This is a genomic window from Anaerostipes amylophilus (assembly GCF_025567365.1).
GTDB lineage: Bacteria > Bacillota > Clostridia > Lachnospirales > Lachnospiraceae > Anaerostipes > Anaerostipes amylophilus.
This window is the reverse complement of the sequence record NZ_JAOQJG010000001.1, coordinates 337,976-358,968: the sequence shown is the minus strand read 5'-3', so window position 1 is coordinate 358,968 and position 20,993 is coordinate 337,976. Positions and strand designations below refer to the sequence as shown.

Sequence of the window (20,993 nt, the reverse complement as noted above, 5' to 3'; positions counted from 1 at the left end):
AAATAGCTATGAATGCACCAATTGGGGTGTTTGATTCCGGAGTTGGTGGATTGACTGTCGCAAGAGAGATCATGCGTCAGCTTCCGGAAGAAAGTATGATATATTTTGGAGATACTGCACGTGTGCCTTATGGAACCAAATCCAAAGATACGATCGTGCGTTATTCCAGACAGATCGTCAATTTTCTGTTAAGTAAAGGTGTCAAAGCAGTGGTCATCGCCTGTAATACGGCGAGTGCCCTCGCTTTAGCTGATTTACAGGATTTATATAATGTGCCGATCATCGGTATGGTACAGCCAGGTGCTGTTGCAGCGATGAATGCGACAAAGAATAAGAATATTGGAATCATTGGGACGAATGCTACGATCAAGAGTGGACAGTATGGACAGTATTTAAGAAAATTAGATCCGTCTGTGACGGTAGTCACAAAAGCATGTCCATTATTTGTACCATTGGTAGAAGAAGGACTGATTGATGACCGTATCACAGAGGATATGGTATCACGATATTTAAGAGAATTTAAGCAGTATGACATCGATTCTCTGATCCTTGGATGTACGCATTATCCATTGCTTATTAATCCAATCCAGAGATTTGTGGGTGACAAGGTTACTTTAGTGAACCCTGCTTACGAAGTTGCAAAGACTTTAAAACAGATGCTTGCACAGAGAGATATGGCAGCTTCCGAGGATCATGTAGCACAGTATGAGTACTATGTCAGTGATATGGCAGACCAGTTTTTATCATTTGCCGACAAAGTACTGCCATGCCATGTGGATTATGTACAGCCGGTAGATATTGAGAATTATTAGGAAGTGAAAGATAAATGACGAAAGAAGTATTAATTAACATTTCAGGGCTTCAGATGGATGTTGATCCAGAAAATCCGATCGAGATGGTAACAACAGGAGCTTATTATTTAAAAAATGGCAAGCATTATATTTTATATGATGAGCTTTCAGAAGATAATGAAATTACAAAGAATGTCTTAAAGATCGGGCCAAACAGTGTAGAACTTACAAGAAAAGGTCCACAGGGATCTCATATGATCTTTGAGGAGGGAAAAGAAAATCTCTCTTACTATGATACACCATTTGGAAGTCTTTTGATGGGAGTCAATACAAGCAATATTGACTGGATGGAAGAAGAGGAACAGATGCGTTTGCAGGTAGATTATGACCTAAGTGTCAATTCTGACCACGTTTCAAAATGTAAGATTGATGTGAACATTCGACCAAATGGAGAATAAACATGAAGCAGAATGAAAAAGGGCTGATGCAGTGGGAGAAGGATTTTTTGATTTCGGTTACGATCCTGATCATTGCGACTATCATTGCGCATATTTTTTTCTATCAGACAGCTCACAATATTAATGTGCCAATGATTTATACATTGGCAACTTTTTTTATCTCAAGATATACAAAAGGGTATGGATGGGGGATTGTTTCCTCACTTTTAAGCGTTATTTTTATTAACTGGAGATTTACATTTCCATACTTTAAGATTAATTTTATGATCGATGGATATCCAATGACATTCCTTGGAATTTTAGTGATCGCGATCATAACCAATATGACGACAACAAGCTTAAACCGAGAGAAAGAAGCGGCTGTTAAGAGAGAGAAAGAACTTGCGAAATTAAATGAATATAACAAGCAGATCAATGAGCTTCAGATCGAGAAAGAGAAGGAGAAGATGCGCTCGAATTTATTAAGAGCGATCTCCCATGATCTAAGAACACCGCTGACCGGAATGATCGGGGCAAGTTCAACCTATCTGGAGGCAAAAGATCAGCTTGATGAAGAGGCAAAAGACCAGCTTGTCGTGGGAATTAAAGAAGATGCAAACTGGCTGTTAAACATGGTGGAAAATCTTCTTAGTATTACAAGGATTCAGAGCAATGGAAGTGATACACAACCGCATGTAAAAAAGGTGCCAGAGCCTCTCGAAGAAGTGGTGTCAGAAGCAATTCAGCGTTACCATAAGCGTTATCCAGACAGCGAATTAAAGGTGAAGATTCCAGAAGATTTTCTTATGGTACCAATGGATCCAACGTTGATTGAGCAGGTCATTATGAACCTTCTTGAAAATGCATGGGTACATGCAGGAACTCGTGGACCGATTGAACTGGACATCAAAGAAGAAGAAAAGAATGTTGTATTTTATGTTAGGGATCATGGAGTTGGAATTGAACCTGAACGTATTGCTCAGATTTTTGATGGATGTGCAGGAGCAATTGATCATGAAAGCCGCAAGGGAATGGGTATTGGATTAAGTATCTGCAAATCCATTGTTATGGCACATCAAGGTGATGTCTATGCAAGAAACTATGAGGATGGAGCAGAGTTTAGTTTTAGTCTGCCAATGGATGAGGAAGAATTGACGGAGGAAGAAAAACTATGACAGAGATTAAATTTACTGTTTTGATCGTCGAAGATGAAGAAAACATCGGCAATTTCATATCAACGATCTTAAAGACAAATGGCTACAAACCAATTATAGCAACCACAGGAACTCAGGCAATTCAGTGCGCAGAATCATACTGCCCAGATATTATTTTATTAGACCTTGGACTACCAGATATGGATGGAATTGATGTGATTTCTGAGATCAGAAAATGGGCTGTTACTCCGATCATCGTAATCTCAGCAAGAAACAGTGAATCTGAGAAAGTAAAAGCCCTGGATGCAGGGGCAGATGATTATATAACCAAGCCATTTGGCAATCAGGAACTGCTCGCAAGGATCCGTACTGCATTAAGACATAGAAGGCAGCCAATGGAAACAGAGACGAAAACACCGATGTATCATGCAGATCAGCTAAAAATTGATTTTGACAAGAGAAGGGTATTCCTTGGAGAGGAAGAAGTCAGACTTACACAGATTGAATATAAGCTGGTATCTCTTCTTGCAGAGAATGCAGGAAAGGTTATTACATATGAATCTATCATCAAGGATATATGGGGACCTCATGCAGATACAAATAATAGAATTCTTCGTGTAAATATGGCAAATATCCGCCGAAAGATTGAGGAAAATCCAGCGGTTCCAAAGTATGTTTTTACAGAAGTCGGAGTCGGATACCGCATGCTTGAGAACGAATTAAACAGTTAAAATTGTACTAAAAAAGATACATTTTCTGCACAAAAAATGTTAAAAAACTTATTGACAAATAAAAATGAGACGTTTATAATTCCAACCATAACAAAGGCGTTATGAAATGACACAGATCATTCTTCATAACGCCTTTTCTTTTTATCAAGAAGGATTTCTAAAATCCTTCAATCAATTCATTGAGTACAGACACGCGCGTTTCTTCCTGAATGAAAAGATGAAACTTTCGAAATGGGAGGACAAAGATATGACAAAAGAAATTATGAACGCAATGAACACCCAGATTTTTGGGGTCTGGTTCCTTATCGGAGCCGCATTGGTATTCTGGATGCAGGCCGGATTCGCTATGGTTGAAGCCGGATTTACAAGAGCTAAGAATGCCGGAAATATTATCATGAAAAACCTGATGGACTTCTGTATTGGTACTTGTGTATTTATTCTGATCGGTTTCAGTTTATTACTCGGGGAAGATATGATCGGATTGATCGGAAAACCTGGATTTGATATTTTTACATCTTATGCAAATTTTGACTGGTCTAGTTTCGTATTTAACTTAGTATTCTGTGCAACAACAGCAACGATCGTATCCGGAGCCATGGCAGAAAGAACAAAATTCTTATCATACTGTATTTATTCCGCAGTTATCTCCGCATTGATCTATCCGATCGAAGCACATTGGATCTGGGGTGGAGGATGGTTATCTCAGATGGGATTCCATGATTTCGCTGGATCTTGTGCAATTCATATGGTTGGTGGATTATCCGCACTGATCGGAGCAAAATTCTTAGGACCACGTATTGGTAAATTCACAAAAGACAAAGATGGAAATATTACAAAAGTAAATGCATTTCCAGGACATAATATTCCACTTGGAGCATTAGGAGTATTTATCCTTTGGCTTGGATGGTATGGATTCAATGGTGCAGCAGCAACATCTATTGAACAGTTAGGATCTATTTTCGTAACAACAACAATCTCACCAGCAGTTGCAACTGTTGTATGTATGATCTTTACATGGGTAAAATATGGAAAACCTGATGTATCAATGTCATTAAACGCATCTCTTGCAGGACTTGTAGCAATCACAGCACCATGTGATGTTACAGATGCATTTGGAGCGATCGTTATTGGAGCTGTTTCTGGATTACTTGTTTGTTTTGGAGTATGGTTTTTAGACTATAAATTAAGAATTGATGACCCAGTTGGAGCTGTAGCAGTACATTTCATGAATGGTTTATGGGGAACATTAGCAACAGGATTATTTGCAACAAAAACTGCACCAGGAAGTGAATTAAACGGACTCTTCTATGGTGGTGGATTTGGATTATTAAAGATTCAGATCATCGGTATCGTATGTGTCTGTGCTTGGACAGCCGTAACGATCAGTTTGACATTTACGATCATCAAAGCAACGATTGGTCTTCGTGTAACAGAAGAAGAAGAAATCATCGGTCTGGATGGACCAGAACATGGCTTAACATCAGCATATGCTGGATTCAGTATGATGGATATTTCTAACACAATGATCATGGAAGAAAATGCAAACACTGTTCTTGGACAGGAAGATTACGACAAAGCTTCTGAAGTTCAGAAAGCAGCAGCTGTACAGGTTAGCAAAGCTCCAGATCTTGTAACAGGAATGTATAAAGTTGTTATTATTGCAAAATTAACAAGATATGACAAGTTAAGAAAAGCAATGAACGATGTTGGAGTTACTGGTATGACGGTTACTCAGGTCATGGGTTGTGGTATCCAGAAAGGTGCTGGAGAACGATACAGAGGTGCTGAAGTCGATGCAACATTACTTCCAAAAGTTAAAGTTGAAGTCATCGTCGGAAATATCCCAGTTGACAACATCATCGAAGCTGCGAAGAAAGCCCTTTACACAGGACATATCGGAGATGGTAAGATCTTTGTATACAACGTAGACAAAGTTATCAAAATCCGTACAGGAGAAGAAAATCTTGCAGCATTAGCAGATGTTGAATAAGAAATAAATTTAAATTTTTGTAAGTTGGTCAACTGTAGATTTCGAGTATATGATAAAAAATAAATAAACGATTGGAAGCGTAGCTAGAGAATTTTACTCACGTTTTTTACAGATCGCTCATCCGCCGGCTTTCCTTGCGTAACTCGCCTTCAAAAGTATTGAAAACAGAACTCTTTGAGGCTCAAACAACGCACCAAGCCGGCTGCGAATCCGTAAAAAACATGGCAAAATTCTAATGCTGCGCTTCCGATCGTTTATTTATTTTTTATCATATACCAGAAGTCTAAAGTGTGGACAATTACAAGATTGAAAAATTCAAGTGGGGGTGTATGGAGAACAGCATTGATTGTAAAATAGGAAATTTTCAGACAGAAGGTGCTTGTAGATTTTAGCTAAACTTCTGTTAACGAATACAAAAATTATCAATCAATACCATACAACATACACACTGTATAGTGGTTTGAATCACGTAAATTATTTGAATATTATAAAAAGAGATCATGTGTCGGCAACCGTACGGACACGTCTGCACTTAGCGAGTGGATGGTCGTTAGACCATTCAGGAGCTTAGTACAGCTACGTGGGAGTCCGAACGCAAGTGGGTTGCAGACACATGATCTCTTTTTATAATATTCCACCAATAATTTCCGTCATTCAAATCACAATTGTCTTGATAAAAATACATAAATAAATCTTGCATTTTAAAACACCTTTTGTTACTATAAACGTGACAAAGGAGTCAAAGCATAAGTTAAAGTGTGCTTTGGCTCCTTTTTCTTTTATAGAAAAGACTATAAAAGAAAACATTCTCTCGAGAGATTTTCAAAGATGTCAGAACTAGCTACTCTGACGAGCATAGAAGCATATTTGAAAATGAGAATGGAGGAATATATTATGAACGCAGGAGATACAGCATTTATACTGCTATGTGCAGCATTTGTATTTATTATGACACCAGGCCTTGCATTTTTCTATGGAGGAATGGTACGAAGGAAAAACGTTGGAAACACGATGATGCAGTGTGTATTCATCATGGGAGTTTCCGTGATCATGTGGGTACTTGTTGGATATGCATTATCTTTCGGAGGAAACCACGCAGGGATCATTGGAGGAGCAAAATGGTTTGGTTTTAACGGAGTCGGAATGAAACCGGGACCTTACGCATCTACGATTCCAAACCTTGCATTTGCAGCATTTCAGATGATGTTTGCAATGATCACACCAGCGTTGATCACAGGATCTGTCGCAGGAAGAATGAAATTTAAGGCATTAGTTCTTTTTATTATCTTATGGTCATTGATCGTTTACTATCCAATGGCACATATGGTATGGGGTGAAGGAGGATTCTTAGCCAAGATCGGATCAGTTGATTTCGCAGGAGGAAATGTTGTTCATATCACATCAGGTGTGAGTGGACTGGTATTAGCTTTAACACTTGGAAAACGTCGTGGATATGACCAGGGAGTTTACCACGTACATAATACACCGTTTGTATTTTTAGGAGCTGCACTGTTATGGTTTGGATGGTATGGATTTAATGCAGGAAGTGCTCTTGCAGCAAATGGACTTGCAGCACATGCATTTATGACAACTTCAGTTTCAGCAGCCGCAGGACTTGTATCATGGATGCTGATCGAAGTATTTTCAGAAGGAAAAACAACTTTAGTTGGAGCTTCCACAGGATTAGTGATCGGATTAGTAGCGATCACACCAGGAGCTGGATTTGTCCCAATGTGGGCAGCAGTCATCTGCGGATTATTAGTCAGTCCAATCTGCTACTTTGGAGTTAAACTGATCAAAGGAAAATTAAAGATCGATGATGCATTAGATGCCTTTGGCTGCCATGGAATCGGTGGTATCTGGGGAGGTATCGCAACAGGATTATTCGGAATGACATCCATCAACGGAGTTGCCAAATGGAATGGACTTGTCTTTGGAGAGACAAGATTATTTGTGGCACAGATCATAGGAATTTTTGTATCTATCGCAGTTGCAGTTGTAGGAAGTTTGATCTGCATTGCGATCGTTCGTATCTTTACTCCACTTCGAGTGGAAGAAAGAGCCGAGAAAATCGGATTGGATGTATCAGAACATGGAGAAAATGCTTATCCAAGCTTTAACGGTTTAGATTAAAAAGAGGTGAAAATATATGCTGATCAAAATTAATGCGATCGTCCGCGAAGAAAAATTCGAAGACGTCAAAGAAGCTTTGAATAAAATCGGAGTTAACGGAATCACAGTATCACAGGTCATGGGATGTGGAGCTCAGAAAGGGTTTACGGAAGTTGTCCGTGGTACCAAAGTTGATATGTTGATGAGACCAAAAATTAAATTTGAGATTGTGGTATCCTCTGAAGAATGGGAGAGAAAAACAATTGAAGCCATTCAGAAAGCTGCATTTACAGGAGAAGTCGGTGACGGAAAGATCTTTAGTTACGAAGTAAGAAATGTAGTGAAGATCCGTACTGGGGAACGTGATGTAGATGCACTACAGGATTAGGTCTTAAAATATCTACTATCATATAGAAGAAACAGGTGATTTTTGTGGGAAAAAATAAAAATCATCTGTTTTTTTGTGTATAAGATCATAAATTTTAGCACAAGATACTCATTTCTTGTATTCTGATAAAATTCGTGATAAGATGATAGCCAATTAAAGAAATATTTTATTTTATAAGGAAACCACTATTATTATGGAAGAAAGAAGAAAAAGAAAGAATGAAATTAGTAACACTAGTATCAAATAATGTAGGAGTTGATACATATCTTGAATTAAGAAAAGCAGTCAACTTCAAACCATTATCAAGAACACAGGCGAAGAAAGCATTAGATAACAGTTTGTATATTGTCTGTGCATACATTGATGCAAAGATTGTAGGAATGGGACGACTCGTCGGTGACGGGGCTGTCATTTGCTATATTCAGGATCTGATGATCCATCCAGACTACCAGCATTATGGAATTGGAAGTGCGATCATTGAAGATCTGATCAAGTATGTAGAGGATCTTTGTGAAGAGGGAACAGAGATCATGCTTGATCTGATGTGTGCAGTTGGACGAGAGCCGTTTTATCATAAGCATGAATTTATTTCGCGTCCGACAGATAAATTAGGACCAGGAATGATTCGCTACATTAGAAAGTAGAGGAGAAAAGAATGGAAGATAAAAGATACGATCCATATACTGGATACGAGATCAAAGATGAGGATCAGAGACAAGAAGATCAGTCAAGATATGAAAACGAAAACATGAGATACAATCATTACAACACACAACAGGAAGCAAATGTTGATCAACAGGCACAAACAAGTGGAATTGCCCTTGCAGCAATGATCTTAGGAATCATTTCTGTTGTATGTATGGTCAGCTGTTGTTGCACACCGATTGCGATCATCACTGGAATCGCAGCGATCATTTGTTTTGCAGTGACTCCAAAAGTCAATGAGACAAGAGGAAAGAAAGCGAAAGCAGGACTGATCTGTGGAATCATAGGGATCATAGGTTCTATCATCTTGATCACAGTTTTTGTTGTGAATATTCTGCTCAGTGCAGATTTCCAAAATGAAATGAAAGAGTTTAATACACATTATGATACATATATCGATGAAAATGATGATTCTATATAAGATCATAAGAAGTATGCCCTGCTTTTTCAAAGAAGTTACACATTTTTACTGTCCGGCATGTGGCGGAACAAGAAGTGTGATCGCGCTACTTCATTTGGATATTGAGAGAGCATTTTTCTGTAATCCAACGGTTGTATATACCGGGATTATGTTTCTATGGTGCATGATAGGATGGATGATAAAGAAGCTGACAGGCAGAGAGATTGGGATCATGAAGCCAAGACTTTGGATGTTGATCTTAGGAATATGTATCTTCTTTGGATTTGCAGTGATCAGAAATATCATGGTATATCAGTTCGGATATGATTATCTGGGAGATCTCATTGATTACACAAAATTTAACTAAATATTTGTCAGGGATCAGAAGTGCCATCTTTTTTATAACATAAAAAGATGGCACTTTTTAATGCTGCCAAACTAAAAAGTCTATTCCTTGTATCTGCAAAAGAACATATCGTATAATAAGTATAAAGAAAGAGGTGGCATATGAAAGAATGGAAAGAATATTTAATTAAAGTCAATGGTTTTGAAATGAAAGCAGTTTACAATGAAGAAACGATTCGAGAAGTGTTTCTTCCATTATTAAAACATTTACATGAACTGCAGAAACAAAAAAATGAAAGACTTATAGTATTTATGGCAGCACCACCAGCGGTTGGGAAGACGACATTAAGCCAGTTCTTAGAATATTTATCCAAAGAAGAACAAGAACTGACAGAGATTCAGGCATTGGGACTTGATGGATTCCATTATCATTCTGATTATATTAATTCACACGACGTGGTAGTATTCGGAGAGACAGTACCAATGAAACAGGTTAAAGGATGTCCAGAAACATATGACACGGCAAAGGTAAGGAAGAAACTGGAAAAGATCAAAACAGAAGATATTTTATGGCCGATTTATGACAGGAATCTTCATGATGTAGTAGAAGATCAAATTAAAGTCACAAAAGATATCATTTTAATCGAAGGAAACTGGTTATTGTTAAAACAGGAACCTTGGAGATCTATGCAGCAATATGCAGATTATAAGATTTTGATTCTTGCAGAAGAAGAGATGTTAAAAGAACGTTTAGTTTCAAGAAAAGAAAAAGGTGGTTCTTCAAGAGAAGAAGCCGAAGCATGGTATCACAATAGTGACAGTAAAAATGTAACAAGAGTTTTAAGAGATTCCTTACAAGGAGATCTGTTATTAAAAGTAGAAGAAGATAATGATTATATCAAAATGTAGGAGGTATGATTGATCATGAAAGCAACAGCAGCAGTACTATCAGGAAAAATCAAGTTTACATAAAAGAAGTAGATCTTCCAGCGATCCGAGGAGGAGATCATAAACGAGTTCCGGATGATGTAAGCAAAGAACATCCAGTTATCACAGGACATGAATTTGGCGGATATATAGTGAAAGTTGGAGAAAAAAATGGATGTAAAAAATTATGTGATTGAAAAAGTGCCAGAAGATGCAGATGTCATCGTCACATATGAGAATCTGTTAGAAAGAGCACAGGGAGCAAATCTGGGAATTCGTATTGTAACAATTCAAAACTTTTTAAAAGATCAGAACATCGATGATTTATATGAAGAGATTGTGCAGAAAAATCAGAAATAATATATGCGTGGGTTGCAACTCAGAACTTGCAACCCACGTATAAATAGAGTATAATGAACTAGATGTGAAAAAGTTAACGAATTATATGGAGGACAAACTATGTTAGTATCAGCAAAAGAAATGTTAAACAAGGCGAAAGCCGGACATTACGCAGTTGGACAGTTCAACATCAACAACTTAGAATGGACAAAATCTATTTTATTAGCAGCAGAAGAGACAAGATCTCCAGTGATCCTTGGTGTTTCTGAAGGAGCAGGAAAATATATGACAGGATACAAAACTGTTGTAGGAATGGTTAACGGAATGTTAGAAGAATTAAACATTTCCGTACCAGTAGCTCTTCACTTAGACCACGGTTCTTATGAAGGATGCTACAAATGTATCGAAGCTGGATTCTCTTCTATCATGTTTGATGGATCTCACTATCCAATCGAAGAAAACATTGAAAAAACAAAAGAACTAGTAAAAGTTGCAAAAGGAAAAGGAATGTCTATCGAAGCTGAAGTTGGATCTATCGGTGGAGAAGAAGATGGAGTTATCGGTAGAGGTGAATGCGCAGATCCTAAAGAATGTAAATCAGTTGCAGATCTTGGAGTAACAATGCTTGCAGCAGGAATCGGAAACATCCACGGAAAATACCCAGAAAACTGGGAAGGATTAAGCTTCGAAACATTAGATGCAATTCAGCAGTTAACAGGAGATATGCCATTAGTATTACATGGTGGTACAGGAATCCCTGATGATATGATCAAAAAAGCAATCTCTCTTGGAGTAGCTAAGATCAACGTTAACACAGAATGCCAGATTGCATTTGCTGAAGCTACACGTAAATATATCGAAGATGGAAAAGACCTTGAAGGAAAAGGTTTCGACCCTCGTAAATTATTAGCACCAGGTGCTGAAGCTATTAAAGATATGGTAATTACAAAGATTAAATTATTCGGATCTGAAGGAAAAGCTGACGAATAAGATTTTCCATTTTTTGACGAAATTGAATATTGATGATGTAAATATCGATAAAGTAAGAACTCCACAGCGTAGGCTGTGGAGTTCTTTGTTAGTTGTTAGTTTTATTAGTTGAAATGTAGATTTTATAAATTTCTTCGACAGTTAGATTGATATTTTGTGTAACACATTCGTAAAGTGATTGAATGTCGGTAGGTTCTTCTTCCAGTTCGTCAGCAATTTGAATTAAAGATTTCGACTTCTGGATTGTCATAAATCCGGCAGGTGGTTTAATGAGGCAAATGATACTTATATTTTTACTTTTCTTTTCACAAGATGAGACAAATGTCTTTTTCAATATTGATTTGGAAAGCAAATTTTATTTTTATGTGCAGTGTGTTGTCATGTGTGTAATATCATTTTTTTATGCGGTCATTGTACAAATGGATCATGGATCTTTATCCTTTGATAAGGTTAAGATCATCTTTGGAATACTACAGATTATCAATCTTATTTTGAGAATGATCATGACATATGTACTGATCGAGAAAGAAGAATATCGCATGAAAATCTACAAAAGCAGTTCCTGGATGCTTATATTGTTTGTTCTTTGTACGGCTTTACAATAAAGAATAAAATATAATAAATTATAAGGAGAAGATGCGAATGAAACAAAATAAAAAAGCAACAACGCTGATAGGATATCTTTTAACGATATGTACAATGATAGCAGCGCTTTTGATTGGGTGGAATCATATGAATGAGATTGCACAAGGACCAAAAAGCAAAGAAGAAATCGGATATTATCAATGGGATAAAAAGCGGCTGCAAAATGGTATTTATCGATCCGGATCATGATATGATGCAGATCGTATTCTGGAAGGTCAAAGACAGAATAAAGATTACCAAATATTATACAGATTTTAATAATTATGATTTTACACTTACAGATTCTAAAACAAATAAAGAGAGAAAAATCTCTTCAAAAGAAGCAATGAGATATGCAAAATTGCAGCAGATCAAAAAAGAAGCAAAAAATGTAAAACAGAAATATAACATTAGTGGAGACAGCAAAGACAAAGTAGCCTATGTTGATTTTGACATCATGACAGTTGGTGGAAAAGAGTATGTGGGAAAAGAAGAAGAGTGGTAAGAAAAATTCTCAGAATGTCAAGGAAAGCTTGACATTCTTTTTTAATTCAACTATAGTAGTCCTAGATAGGAACACGAGGTGAAAGTGATGGATAATGTAGAGCGTCTGATGGAGTTTGGACTCACAAGACATGAAGCCAGTCTTTACATTTTACTGACACTGGAAGGAAGCCTTAATGGATATGAGGCAGCCAAGCAAAGCGGGATTTCAAGATCTAACGCATACAATGCACTGGCAGGTCTGGTAGACAAAGGTGCAGCCTATATACAAGAAGAAGATACAGTTCGTTATACACCGGTTGCGATCGAAGAATTCTGCAGCAATAAGATTAGACATCTGGAACAGAAGAAGACAGAGCTGAAGGAAGAACTTCCAGGCAAACGAAAGAACGAAGGCGGTTATCTGACGATCAAAGGCGAAGAACATATTTGCGATAAGATCATCGATATGCTGCTTCAGGCAGAAGAGCGAGCATATATCTCTGTATACAATGAGCGACTGGAGATGTTCCGGGAATACTTAGAGAAGATGGTAAGTGAAGGCAAGAAAGTTGTGATCATAACGAATGAACCATTCGAATTAAAAGGAGCAACTGTTTATCTGACGCAATGTAAGAAGGAACAGATCCGGCTGATCACAGATTCCAAAGATGTTTTAACAGGAGCGATCACGAACTGCTACGAGGCAACCAGTCTGTATTCCAGCAACAACAATCTGGTGGAAGTATTTAAAGATGCACTGGCTAATGAAATACAACTATTAAAAATGCAATAAATATACAAAAAGTATAAAAGAAAGGAACAAAACACCATGGCAAAAGTACCATTTGTAACAAAAGAACAGTTAGATGAGATCGTAAAGAAATACCCAACTCCATTTCATTTATATGATGAAAAAGGAATCCGTGAAACAGCAAGAGGATTATACAAAGCATTTTCATGGAATAAAGGATTTAAAGAATATTTTGCAGTAAAAGCAACACCAAACCCAACAATCTTAAAGATCTTAAGAGAAGAAGGATGCGGAACAGACTGCTCATCTTTAACAGAACTTATGATGTCAGATCGTTGTGGATTCGATGGAAGCGAAATCATGTTCTCTTCTAACGACACACCAGCAGAAGAATTCATCCTTGCAAAACAGTTAGGTGCAACGATCAACTTAGATGACATTACACATATCGAATTCTTAAAAGAATGTGCTGGAATCCCAGAAAAGATTTCCTGCCGTTATAATCCGGGTGGAGTTTTCGCATTAGGAACAGATATCATGGATAACCCTGGGGATGCAAAATACGGAATGACAACAGAACAGATTTTTGAAGCATTCAAACAGTTAAAAGAACTTGGTGTCAAAGAATTTGGAATCCACTCTTTCCTTGCAAGTAACACAGTTTCTAATGAATACTACCCAACGCTTGCTAAACAGTTATTTGAATTAGCAGTGAAATTAAAAGAAGAAGTTGGAGTTCATATCGGATTTATCAACTTATCTGGTGGAGTCGGAATCCCTTATCTTCCAGATCAGAAAGGAAATGATATCGCAGTCATTGGTGAAGGAGTACACAAAGTATATGATGAAATTCTAGTGCCAGCCGGAATGGGAGATGTGAAGATCTTTACAGAGCTTGGACGTTATATGCTTGCACCAAACGGAGTATTAGTAACAAAAGCAATTCACGAAAAACATACACATAAAGAATATATCGGTGTTGATGCGTGTGCAGTAAACTTAATGAGACCTGCAATGTATGGTGCATATCATCACATCACAGTTATGGGTAAAGAAAATGAACCAGCAGATCATGTATATGACATCACAGGATCACTTTGCGAGAATAACGACAAATTCGCGATCGACCGTAAATTACCTAAGATCGACATGGGAGACCTGTTAGTGCTCCACGATACAGGAGCACATGGATTTGCAATGGGATACAACTACAATGGTAAATTAAAATCTGCAGAGATCTTATTAAAAGAAGATGGAACAACAGAAATGATCCGTCGTGCAGAAACACCAGACGATTACTTTGCAACAATCAAAGGATTTAATTTCTAAGAGATTTTTTGGAAATGATCAGAAGATTGATCAAAGATGTTCCAAAGTAGGGCAAGTATAGGAAATTCTATACTTGCCTTTTTCATGCTTTACGAGTAAATTATATAAAAAGAGGAAATAAGTACAAAACACAGCATTTCAAAGACGAAAGGCATACACAGACAGGAGAAGATATATGAATTTATTTGACATCGTAGGACCAGTGATGGTCGGACCGTCGAGCTCTCACACAGCAGGTGCTGTAAGAATTGGACAGGTATCAAGACATCTGCTCGGAGAATCGGTAAAAGAAGCAAAAATACTATTACATGGTTCATTTCTAGCAACAGGAAAAGGACATGGTACAGATAAGGCATTAGTTGCAGGACTGCTTGGAATGACGGCCGATGATATCCGTATTCCGGATAGTTTTGAGATTGCAGAAGAATCTGGAATGAAATTTGAGATTGGAAAGATTCAGTTAAAAAATGCACATCCAAACAGTGTAAAATTATTATTAGTCGGGGAGTCAGGAAGAAATCTTGAGATCATAGCCTGTTCCTTAGGTGGCGGAAGAATCAAGATCTGTACGATTGACGGACTGGAAGCAAACTTTAGTGGGGAATATACAACGTTAGTTGTACACAATGATGATCAGCCGGGTCATGTAGCAGAAGTGACATCTATGCTCGCTCACAAATCTGTCAATATCGCAACGATGCAGCTATACAGAGATCATCGAGGCGGAAGTGCAGTTATGGTCATTGAATGCGACAAAGAAATACCAGAAGAAGGTCTGAACTTTTTGGAACGTCTGGAAGGAATTCAGAAAGTTACCTATCTTGCAAAGATGAAGGAGGACTAGAGTATGGGATTTACATCAGTAGAAGAAATTAAAACAAGAGCAAAAGCAGAGGATTGTCAGTTATGGGAAGCAATTTTACATGATGATATGACAGAACGACAAGTAGATCGCCTAGAGTCCATTGGCAAGATGAGTAGCATGTATCTGGCAATGAAAGAAGCCAATGAAAATTATGACAAAGATTTAAGATCCAGAAGCGGATTATCCGGCGGTGACGGTGAAAAAATGATGGAAGAAGTCAGAAAAATGCAGAACTTAACCGGTGAATTTGTCGGAACTGTTATGGCAAATGCCTTAAAAATGGGAGAATCCAATGCCTGTATGAAACGAATCGTAGCAGCACCAACAGCCGGAGCCTGCGGAGTACTGCCAGCGGTACTGATCACATACGAACAGTTTTATAAGATTCCAGAAGCGAAGATGTTAGAAGGAATGTATATTGCAGCTGGAGTTGGACAAGTTATTGCCGAACGTGCCTGCATTGCAGGAGCGCAAGGCGGATGTCAGGCTGAAATCGGTTCCGCTTCCTGTATGGCAGCGGCAGCGATCACTTATATCCGTGGTGGCAGCACAAAGCAGGTGTTTGATGCAGGTGCATTTGCATTAAAATCTCTGTTAGGACTGGTATGCGATCCACTAGGCGGACTGGTAGAAGTTCCATGTATCAAAAGAAATGTCATTGGATCCGTCAATGCGATCACAGCTTCGGATATGGCAATGGCGGAAATTGAAAGCAAAGTTCCATTAGATGAGGTTATTGATGCAATGGCGGAAGTCGGTGATCTATTACCATGTTCGTTAAAAGAAACGAGTCAGGCAGGACTTGCTCAGACGGAAACAGGGAAAAAATATATGCCAGAATCATAAGATATTCTAAATAAATTTATTAATGATCTATGCTATAAAGATAAAATATTTGTGAGTAAAGGAAGGAAACAAAAATGATAGAAGTATGTTGTGGAAGTTTCGAAGATGCCATGATGGCAAGTGAATGTGGAGTAAAAAGAGTAGAATTAAATAGTGCATTAAGTTTAGGAGGATTAACACCATCCTTAGGAAGTCTGATCATGATCAAACAATACAGTGATATCGAAGTCGTATCTATGGTAAGAGCCAGAGCCGGCGGATTTTGCTATACAAACTATCAATATGAACAGATGCTTGAAAATCTCAAATTATTATTGGCTTATGGAACAGATGGAGTTGCCTTTGGATTTTTAAATGAAGATCGTACAGTTGATAAAAATCGCTGTCAGGAATTTTTAGAAAATGTAAAAAATGAAGGACGTAAGGCAACGTTTCACAGAGCATTTGATTGCACAAGAGACCCATATGAAGCAATCGAAACATTGATCGATCTAGGCTTTGACCGTCTGTTAACAAGTGGACAGGAAGCAACAGCAGAAGAAGGAATTTCATTATTGGCAGATCTTCAAAAAAAATATGGAAATCAGATCGAGATCATTGCAGGCTGTGGAGTCAATGAAAACAATGCCGAAAAGATCATGAAAAAAACAGGAATCAAACAGTTACACAGCACATGCAGAGGCTGGGGAGTTGATGCGACAGGAATGGGAGAAAGAGTATCCTTCCAGGTATCCGATGAAGACGGAGATAGGTATCGTAGTGTATCTGTAGATAGAATTAAGAAATTTGTAGAAATCTGTGGATAAATTGTGATTGGGCGAAATGTTTAAGATACATTTAAACTTCATATCTTCTGTCTGAGAAAAACCCAGTTTACAGTCAGTAATATTCTCCATACACATCCGGTAGTGGTTTCGATGACGGAAATTAAAACTTGACAAATAAAATGATAGGACTATAATATATTTTAAATAAATACATTTCACCGAAATTCGTTGAAGAGAACAACGCTGTTTTTGAATCAAGTGTTTCAGAGAGTCTGCGGTTGGTGTGAGCAGATACATTTTCATGAACAGATATCATCTCTAAGATGCGGACTGAACATTACTTGACATTGATATTTCTAACCAGTAAGTCTCGCCGGAATCCTCCGTTAAAAGGAAAGCGTATGTTAGTACGTTAAGAGCTGTAATTTTATTGCAGAAATTGGGTGGTAACGCGGAATATTCGTCCCTTTTCAGATTTTTCTGAGAAGGGGCTTTTTTATTTCATAGGAAATTTCGATGAAATCCTCTATGAAATAAAAAAATTTCAGAAATAACGGATAAACGAAAGGCGGTGAGGAATATCAGGAGGTAATATACATATGAAACAACTACAAAAACTAAGCAAATTTTTATCAGATTACACATCAATCGTCGTAATCGCAATCGCAGTCATTACATTTTTCTTACCATCATTAATGGGGTGGGTAAATTTTCAGTTATTTACAGATCCAGTAGCAAATAAATTCACAAGCCAGTCTATTATTATCGGAATTATCATGTTCAGCATGGGATTGACACTGACAACAGAAGATTTCAAAATCCTTGCACAAAGACCATTTGACATCTGTATCGGAGCAATCGCTCAATATCTGATCATGCCATTTTTAGCATTTGGAATTACAAAAGTATTAAATCTTCCAGATGGAATCGGACTTGGACTAATCCTTGTAGGATGCTGTCCAGGAGGTGTATCATCCAACATTATGTCTTACCTTTGTGGTGGAGACGTTGCATTTTCTGTAGGAATGACAACAGTATCAACAATACTTTCACCAGTCATGACACCACTTATGGTATCATTCTTGGCAAGCGGAGCAAAAATCACAATCAACGGACTGCCAATGTTCGTATCTATTATTGAAACAGTTATTGTACCAGTAGCAATTGGTTTTGTATTAAACCATGCATTAGGAAAAAATGAAACATTCAAAGAAGTTCAGAAAGTCATGCCTGGTGTTGCAGTTTTAGGACTTGCATGTGTAGTTGGAGGGGTTATCTCATCACAGGGATCAAAATTCTTCCAGTCAGGAATTGTAATCTTTGTCGCAGTATTACTCCACAACAGTTTAGGATACTTCCTTGGATATTGTGCAGGACGATTAACTGGAATGAATACAGCAAAGAAAAGAACAATCTCTATCGAAGTTGGAATGCAGAATGCTGGACTTGCAACAAACTTAGCAACAACAACAGCACAGTTTGCATCAACACCAGAATCTGCGATCATTTGTGCAGTATCTTGCGTATGGCATTCAATCTCTGGAACATTATTAGCGGGAATGTTTGCGCAGTATGATAAGATGAAAGACAGAGATCATAAAACAGTGGAAGCATAAATTCTGATTTGCGATGGTAGGCTTTCGTATATGTGACGGAAATAAGATAACAAGAAATATTTATAAGAAACCGGTGGCAACACGCAGATTTTAAGAGCGTTTTTTACAAATCACTTATTCGCGTCTGTTCCTTTGATAACTCACTGGCTGCGAACTAAAATGTCCGCAGCTGCGTTCAGACAATCAACCACAGGACGCTGCGAATTTGTAAAAAACGCACTCAAAATCTACAGTTGGCCAATTATAAAATTAAAATTTGAATTCTAATATCCATTTTCCGAATTATTCATTTTTAAAAATAAACTATTTAGAATCTGAATACCTGCATACGCTTTAAGTATTTCCACAAATACAATCTATATGTTATGATATTAACAAAGATAAGAACAGATTCAATAATGTTATGTATTGGCACTTATGCAATATGAAAAAAATATAGAAAATTGTTTCAATACAATTGTATATTTAGGATGATTTTTATATAAAATAATAAGCCTAAATTATTCACGGCAATACCGTGAAAGTGGCTGAAAGCCACATAGTTTCTATATTTTAACTGAATATTGCTTTTTAGTTATTAAGTGAATAAAAAAAGAGCGTCCAATTGTGGTAAAATTAAGGTGTCTAATCAAAATAAATACCAACAAAGGAGACCTTTAGGAGTATTGTAAACACCTTAGCCTTAGAAAGCAATAGACAGATTAAAATAAACTTGAAAGATTTTGTACCACCAAGAAAAAAGAAAAAACTAAACGCAGTAAACGGATAGATCAGCAGCATACTGTATTTACTTGCGGCGGATGGAGGGACGAATATATTCAACATGTAGTAAGAAAAACTTGCGATCATAAAAAATTCCCCTCTCAAATAAAGTCAGATTATCCAGTAATTGATACATTTATTATACAATATATCAATGTATACAAAAAGATAAAAGATATAAATTTGAGAGGGAGATATACAATTTAACCAATTAAATCAAATGATAATGTTCAAATGCATTATAAAGCCCGTCATCATTTACAGAATCCGTAACATATTCCGCAATCTCTTTTAACTCATCACAGGCATTTCCCATAGCAATGCTATGACCAGCGGCTTTGAACATAGAGATATCGTTATTACTGTCTCCAAATGCATAGCAGTCATCTGTAGAGATATCGAGATGATCAGCTACATATTTAAGACCAGTTCCCTTATCATGATCTTTTAACAGGATCTCATACTGGGTATCGTCAATTCGAATATAATCCATTGTATCAGAAATGCTGTCAAGAGCAGCTACAAAACCAGAAGCGTTACTTCCAGGTCCTGTAAATACAATGGCTTTGTCAGGATCTTCAACATGATCCCATGTAAATTCATGTGCCATATAAGGGGCAAGTTCAAAAGCAGTGATCATAAATCCATAATGTGGATGAAAGTCAACATTATGATCACGGAAATAAGAACATTTTTCCCCTTCAAATGTTCCGTAGATATTGTTTTCTTCACAAATCCGTTTAATCTGTTCAACCACTGTATCAGGGATTATCTTGTGATAGATCGTTTCACCATCGAGAAGGATGTGAACTCCGTTAGAACAAAGATAACCATCGCATCCAATATCAAGGATTTCTTTTTCAAAATAAACAAGAGGCCGTCCGGTGTTGATCAGTACTTTATGACCATTTTTTTGTGCAGCATGGATTGCTGTGATTGCAGATTCTGGAACCAGACGCTGTTCTTTGCTGTACAAAGTCGCATCAACATCCAGAAAGATTAGTTTGTTGTTTTCACTCATATTATCATTCCCCATCTAAATATTTATAAAAATTAAGAGCCGGATACAAATGAAGATTGATGGTCCGGCTCTGTGCTGTAAGGATATAGTTGACTATTCTTCCACAGTTACAGTCTTCATAACTTGTGGTTCTAATGGTTTATCGGAATAATCTGTTGCAACTTCAGCGATCTTATTTACAACATCCATTCCTTCGATGATCTTACCGAATGCTGCGTACTGTCCATCTAAATGTGGAGCAGCTTTGTGCATGATAAAGAACTGTGATCCGGCAGAATCAGGCATCATAGAACGTGCCATGGAAAGAACACCTGGTGTGTGTTTTAAATTATTGATCACACCATTCTGGCTGAATTCTCCTTTAATAGTATGTCCAGGACCACCTGTACCTGTTCCTAATGGGCATCCACCCTGGATCATAAATCCGTTGATGACACGATGGAAAGTTAAACCATCATAGAAACCATCTTTTACAAGATTTACGAAATTTTCAACAGTGATCGGAGCAACGTCCGGATATAATTCTGCTTTCATTACATCACCATTTTCCATAGTGATCGTTACAATTGGATTTGCCATAATACAAAATTCCTTTCTATATTATTTAATACTTAGAT

The 20,993-nt window shown here is 37.4% G+C and carries 25 protein-coding genes and 1 other annotated feature; of the genes, 23 read left to right on the top strand and 2 right to left on the bottom strand.

Annotated features, from left to right (window positions below):
• Positions 1-8: 8 nt before the first annotated feature.
• The 23 genes from murI (at position 9) to OCV53_RS01680 (ending at position 18,593) form a co-directional block, all read left to right on the top strand.
• On the top strand, positions 9-812 hold the full coding sequence (murI, locus tag OCV53_RS01790) for a glutamate racemase (RefSeq protein ID WP_022374708.1): 804 nt from the start codon (positions 9-11) through the stop codon (positions 810-812).
• Positions 813-826: 14 nt separating this feature from the next.
• Positions 827-1,249 (top strand): YwiB family protein, encoded by a 423-nt coding sequence (locus OCV53_RS01785; RefSeq protein WP_055196382.1) that lies wholly within the window; start codon positions 827-829, stop codon positions 1,247-1,249.
• Positions 1,250-1,251: 2 nt separating this feature from the next.
• Entirely contained in the window at positions 1,252-2,403 is a 1,152-nt protein-coding gene (locus OCV53_RS01780; protein ID WP_055196381.1) for a sensor histidine kinase, read from the top strand.
• Positions 2,400-3,113, top strand: coding sequence for a response regulator (locus tag OCV53_RS01775; protein WP_055196380.1), 714 nt, complete (start codon positions 2,400-2,402; stop codon positions 3,111-3,113). The genes OCV53_RS01780 and OCV53_RS01775 overlap by 4 nt, the downstream gene beginning before the upstream one ends.
• 247 nt (positions 3,114-3,360) lie before the next feature.
• Positions 3,361-5,103 (top strand): ammonium transporter, encoded by a 1,743-nt coding sequence (locus OCV53_RS01770; protein ID WP_055196467.1) that lies wholly within the window; start codon positions 3,361-3,363, stop codon positions 5,101-5,103.
• An 894-nt stretch (positions 5,104-5,997) separates the two neighbouring features.
• Positions 5,998-7,236, top strand: a complete 1,239-nt coding sequence (locus tag OCV53_RS01765) for an ammonium transporter (protein WP_172674537.1) — start codon at positions 5,998-6,000, stop codon at positions 7,234-7,236.
• 16 nt (positions 7,237-7,252) lie between these two features.
• Positions 7,253-7,603 carry a P-II family nitrogen regulator gene (locus OCV53_RS01760; RefSeq protein WP_022375228.1) on the top strand — a complete coding sequence of 117 codons (351 nt, stop codon included), beginning with the start codon at positions 7,253-7,255 and terminating at the stop codon, positions 7,601-7,603.
• 218 nt (positions 7,604-7,821) lie between these two features.
• Positions 7,822-8,247: a GNAT family N-acetyltransferase gene (locus OCV53_RS01755; protein WP_022375229.1), complete on the top strand. Its 426-nt coding sequence runs from the start codon at positions 7,822-7,824 to the stop codon at positions 8,245-8,247.
• A gap of 11 nt (positions 8,248-8,258) precedes the next feature.
• A complete protein-coding gene (locus tag OCV53_RS01750) occupies positions 8,259-8,729 on the top strand; it encodes a hypothetical protein (RefSeq protein WP_055196378.1) in 471 nt (156 codons plus the stop codon).
• Positions 8,707-9,075 (top strand): DUF2752 domain-containing protein, encoded by a 369-nt coding sequence (locus tag OCV53_RS01745; protein ID WP_055196377.1) that lies wholly within the window; start codon positions 8,707-8,709, stop codon positions 9,073-9,075. The genes OCV53_RS01750 and OCV53_RS01745 overlap by 23 nt, the downstream gene beginning before the upstream one ends.
• A gap of 140 nt (positions 9,076-9,215) precedes the next feature.
• Positions 9,216-9,962 carry a nucleoside/nucleotide kinase family protein gene (locus OCV53_RS01740; protein ID WP_055196376.1) on the top strand — a complete coding sequence of 249 codons (747 nt, stop codon included), beginning with the start codon at positions 9,216-9,218 and terminating at the stop codon, positions 9,960-9,962.
• 5 nt (positions 9,963-9,967) lie between these two features.
• Positions 9,968-10,177, top strand: coding sequence for an alcohol dehydrogenase catalytic domain-containing protein (locus tag OCV53_RS01735; RefSeq protein ID WP_055196375.1), 210 nt, complete (start codon positions 9,968-9,970; stop codon positions 10,175-10,177).
• Complete coding sequence (locus OCV53_RS01730; RefSeq protein WP_055196374.1) at positions 10,152-10,340, top strand: PTS sugar transporter subunit IIB; 189 nt, start codon at positions 10,152-10,154, stop codon at positions 10,338-10,340. The genes OCV53_RS01735 and OCV53_RS01730 overlap by 26 nt, the downstream gene beginning before the upstream one ends.
• A gap of 99 nt (positions 10,341-10,439) precedes the next feature.
• A complete protein-coding gene (gene fba, locus OCV53_RS01725) occupies positions 10,440-11,309 on the top strand; it encodes a class II fructose-1,6-bisphosphate aldolase (RefSeq protein WP_055196373.1) in 870 nt (289 codons plus the stop codon).
• Between the two features lie 380 nt (positions 11,310-11,689).
• Positions 11,690-11,914 carry a hypothetical protein gene (locus OCV53_RS01720; RefSeq protein WP_148368897.1) on the top strand — a complete coding sequence of 75 codons (225 nt, stop codon included), beginning with the start codon at positions 11,690-11,692 and terminating at the stop codon, positions 11,912-11,914.
• A 37-nt stretch (positions 11,915-11,951) separates the two neighbouring features.
• Positions 11,952-12,143 (top strand): hypothetical protein, encoded by a 192-nt coding sequence (locus tag OCV53_RS01715; protein WP_055196371.1) that lies wholly within the window; start codon positions 11,952-11,954, stop codon positions 12,141-12,143.
• Positions 12,118-12,438: a hypothetical protein gene (locus OCV53_RS01710; protein WP_055196370.1), complete on the top strand. Its 321-nt coding sequence runs from the start codon at positions 12,118-12,120 to the stop codon at positions 12,436-12,438. The genes OCV53_RS01715 and OCV53_RS01710 overlap by 26 nt, the downstream gene beginning before the upstream one ends.
• Before the next feature lie 87 nt (positions 12,439-12,525).
• Positions 12,526-13,212 carry a TrmB family transcriptional regulator gene (locus tag OCV53_RS01705; RefSeq protein ID WP_055196369.1) on the top strand — a complete coding sequence of 229 codons (687 nt, stop codon included), beginning with the start codon at positions 12,526-12,528 and terminating at the stop codon, positions 13,210-13,212.
• Between the two features lie 36 nt (positions 13,213-13,248).
• Complete coding sequence (locus OCV53_RS01700; RefSeq protein ID WP_055196368.1) at positions 13,249-14,499, top strand: diaminopimelate decarboxylase; 1,251 nt, start codon at positions 13,249-13,251, stop codon at positions 14,497-14,499.
• A gap of 175 nt (positions 14,500-14,674) precedes the next feature.
• Positions 14,675-15,343: an L-serine ammonia-lyase, iron-sulfur-dependent subunit beta gene (gene sdaAB / locus OCV53_RS01695; protein ID WP_022375222.1), complete on the top strand. Its 669-nt coding sequence runs from the start codon at positions 14,675-14,677 to the stop codon at positions 15,341-15,343.
• A gap of 3 nt (positions 15,344-15,346) precedes the next feature.
• The gene (gene sdaAA / locus OCV53_RS01690; protein WP_055196367.1) at positions 15,347-16,210 is read left to right on the top strand and encodes an L-serine ammonia-lyase, iron-sulfur-dependent, subunit alpha; all 864 of its coding nucleotides are present in this window, start codon (positions 15,347-15,349) and stop codon (positions 16,208-16,210) included.
• 74 nt (positions 16,211-16,284) lie between these two features.
• Positions 16,285-17,016, top strand: a complete 732-nt coding sequence (locus OCV53_RS01685) for a copper homeostasis protein CutC (RefSeq protein WP_022375224.1) — start codon at positions 16,285-16,287, stop codon at positions 17,014-17,016.
• Positions 17,017-17,196: 180 nt separating this feature from the next.
• Positions 17,197-17,448, top strand: a binding site (T-box leader).
• 128 nt (positions 17,449-17,576) lie between these two features.
• On the top strand, positions 17,577-18,593 hold the full coding sequence (locus OCV53_RS01680) for a bile acid:sodium symporter family protein (RefSeq protein ID WP_055196366.1): 1,017 nt from the start codon (positions 17,577-17,579) through the stop codon (positions 18,591-18,593).
• Positions 18,594-19,566: 973 nt separating this feature from the next.
• On the opposite strand, the gene OCV53_RS01675 is transcribed toward OCV53_RS01680, so the two are convergent.
• Positions 19,567-20,376, bottom strand: a complete 810-nt coding sequence (locus tag OCV53_RS01675) for a Cof-type HAD-IIB family hydrolase (protein WP_070097201.1) — start codon at positions 20,374-20,376, stop codon at positions 19,567-19,569.
• A gap of 93 nt (positions 20,377-20,469) precedes the next feature.
• Positions 20,470-20,955 carry a peptidylprolyl isomerase gene (locus OCV53_RS01670; RefSeq protein WP_055196363.1) on the bottom strand — a complete coding sequence of 162 codons (486 nt, stop codon included), beginning with the start codon at positions 20,953-20,955 and terminating at the stop codon, positions 20,470-20,472.
• Between the last annotated feature and the right edge of the window lie 38 nt (positions 20,956-20,993).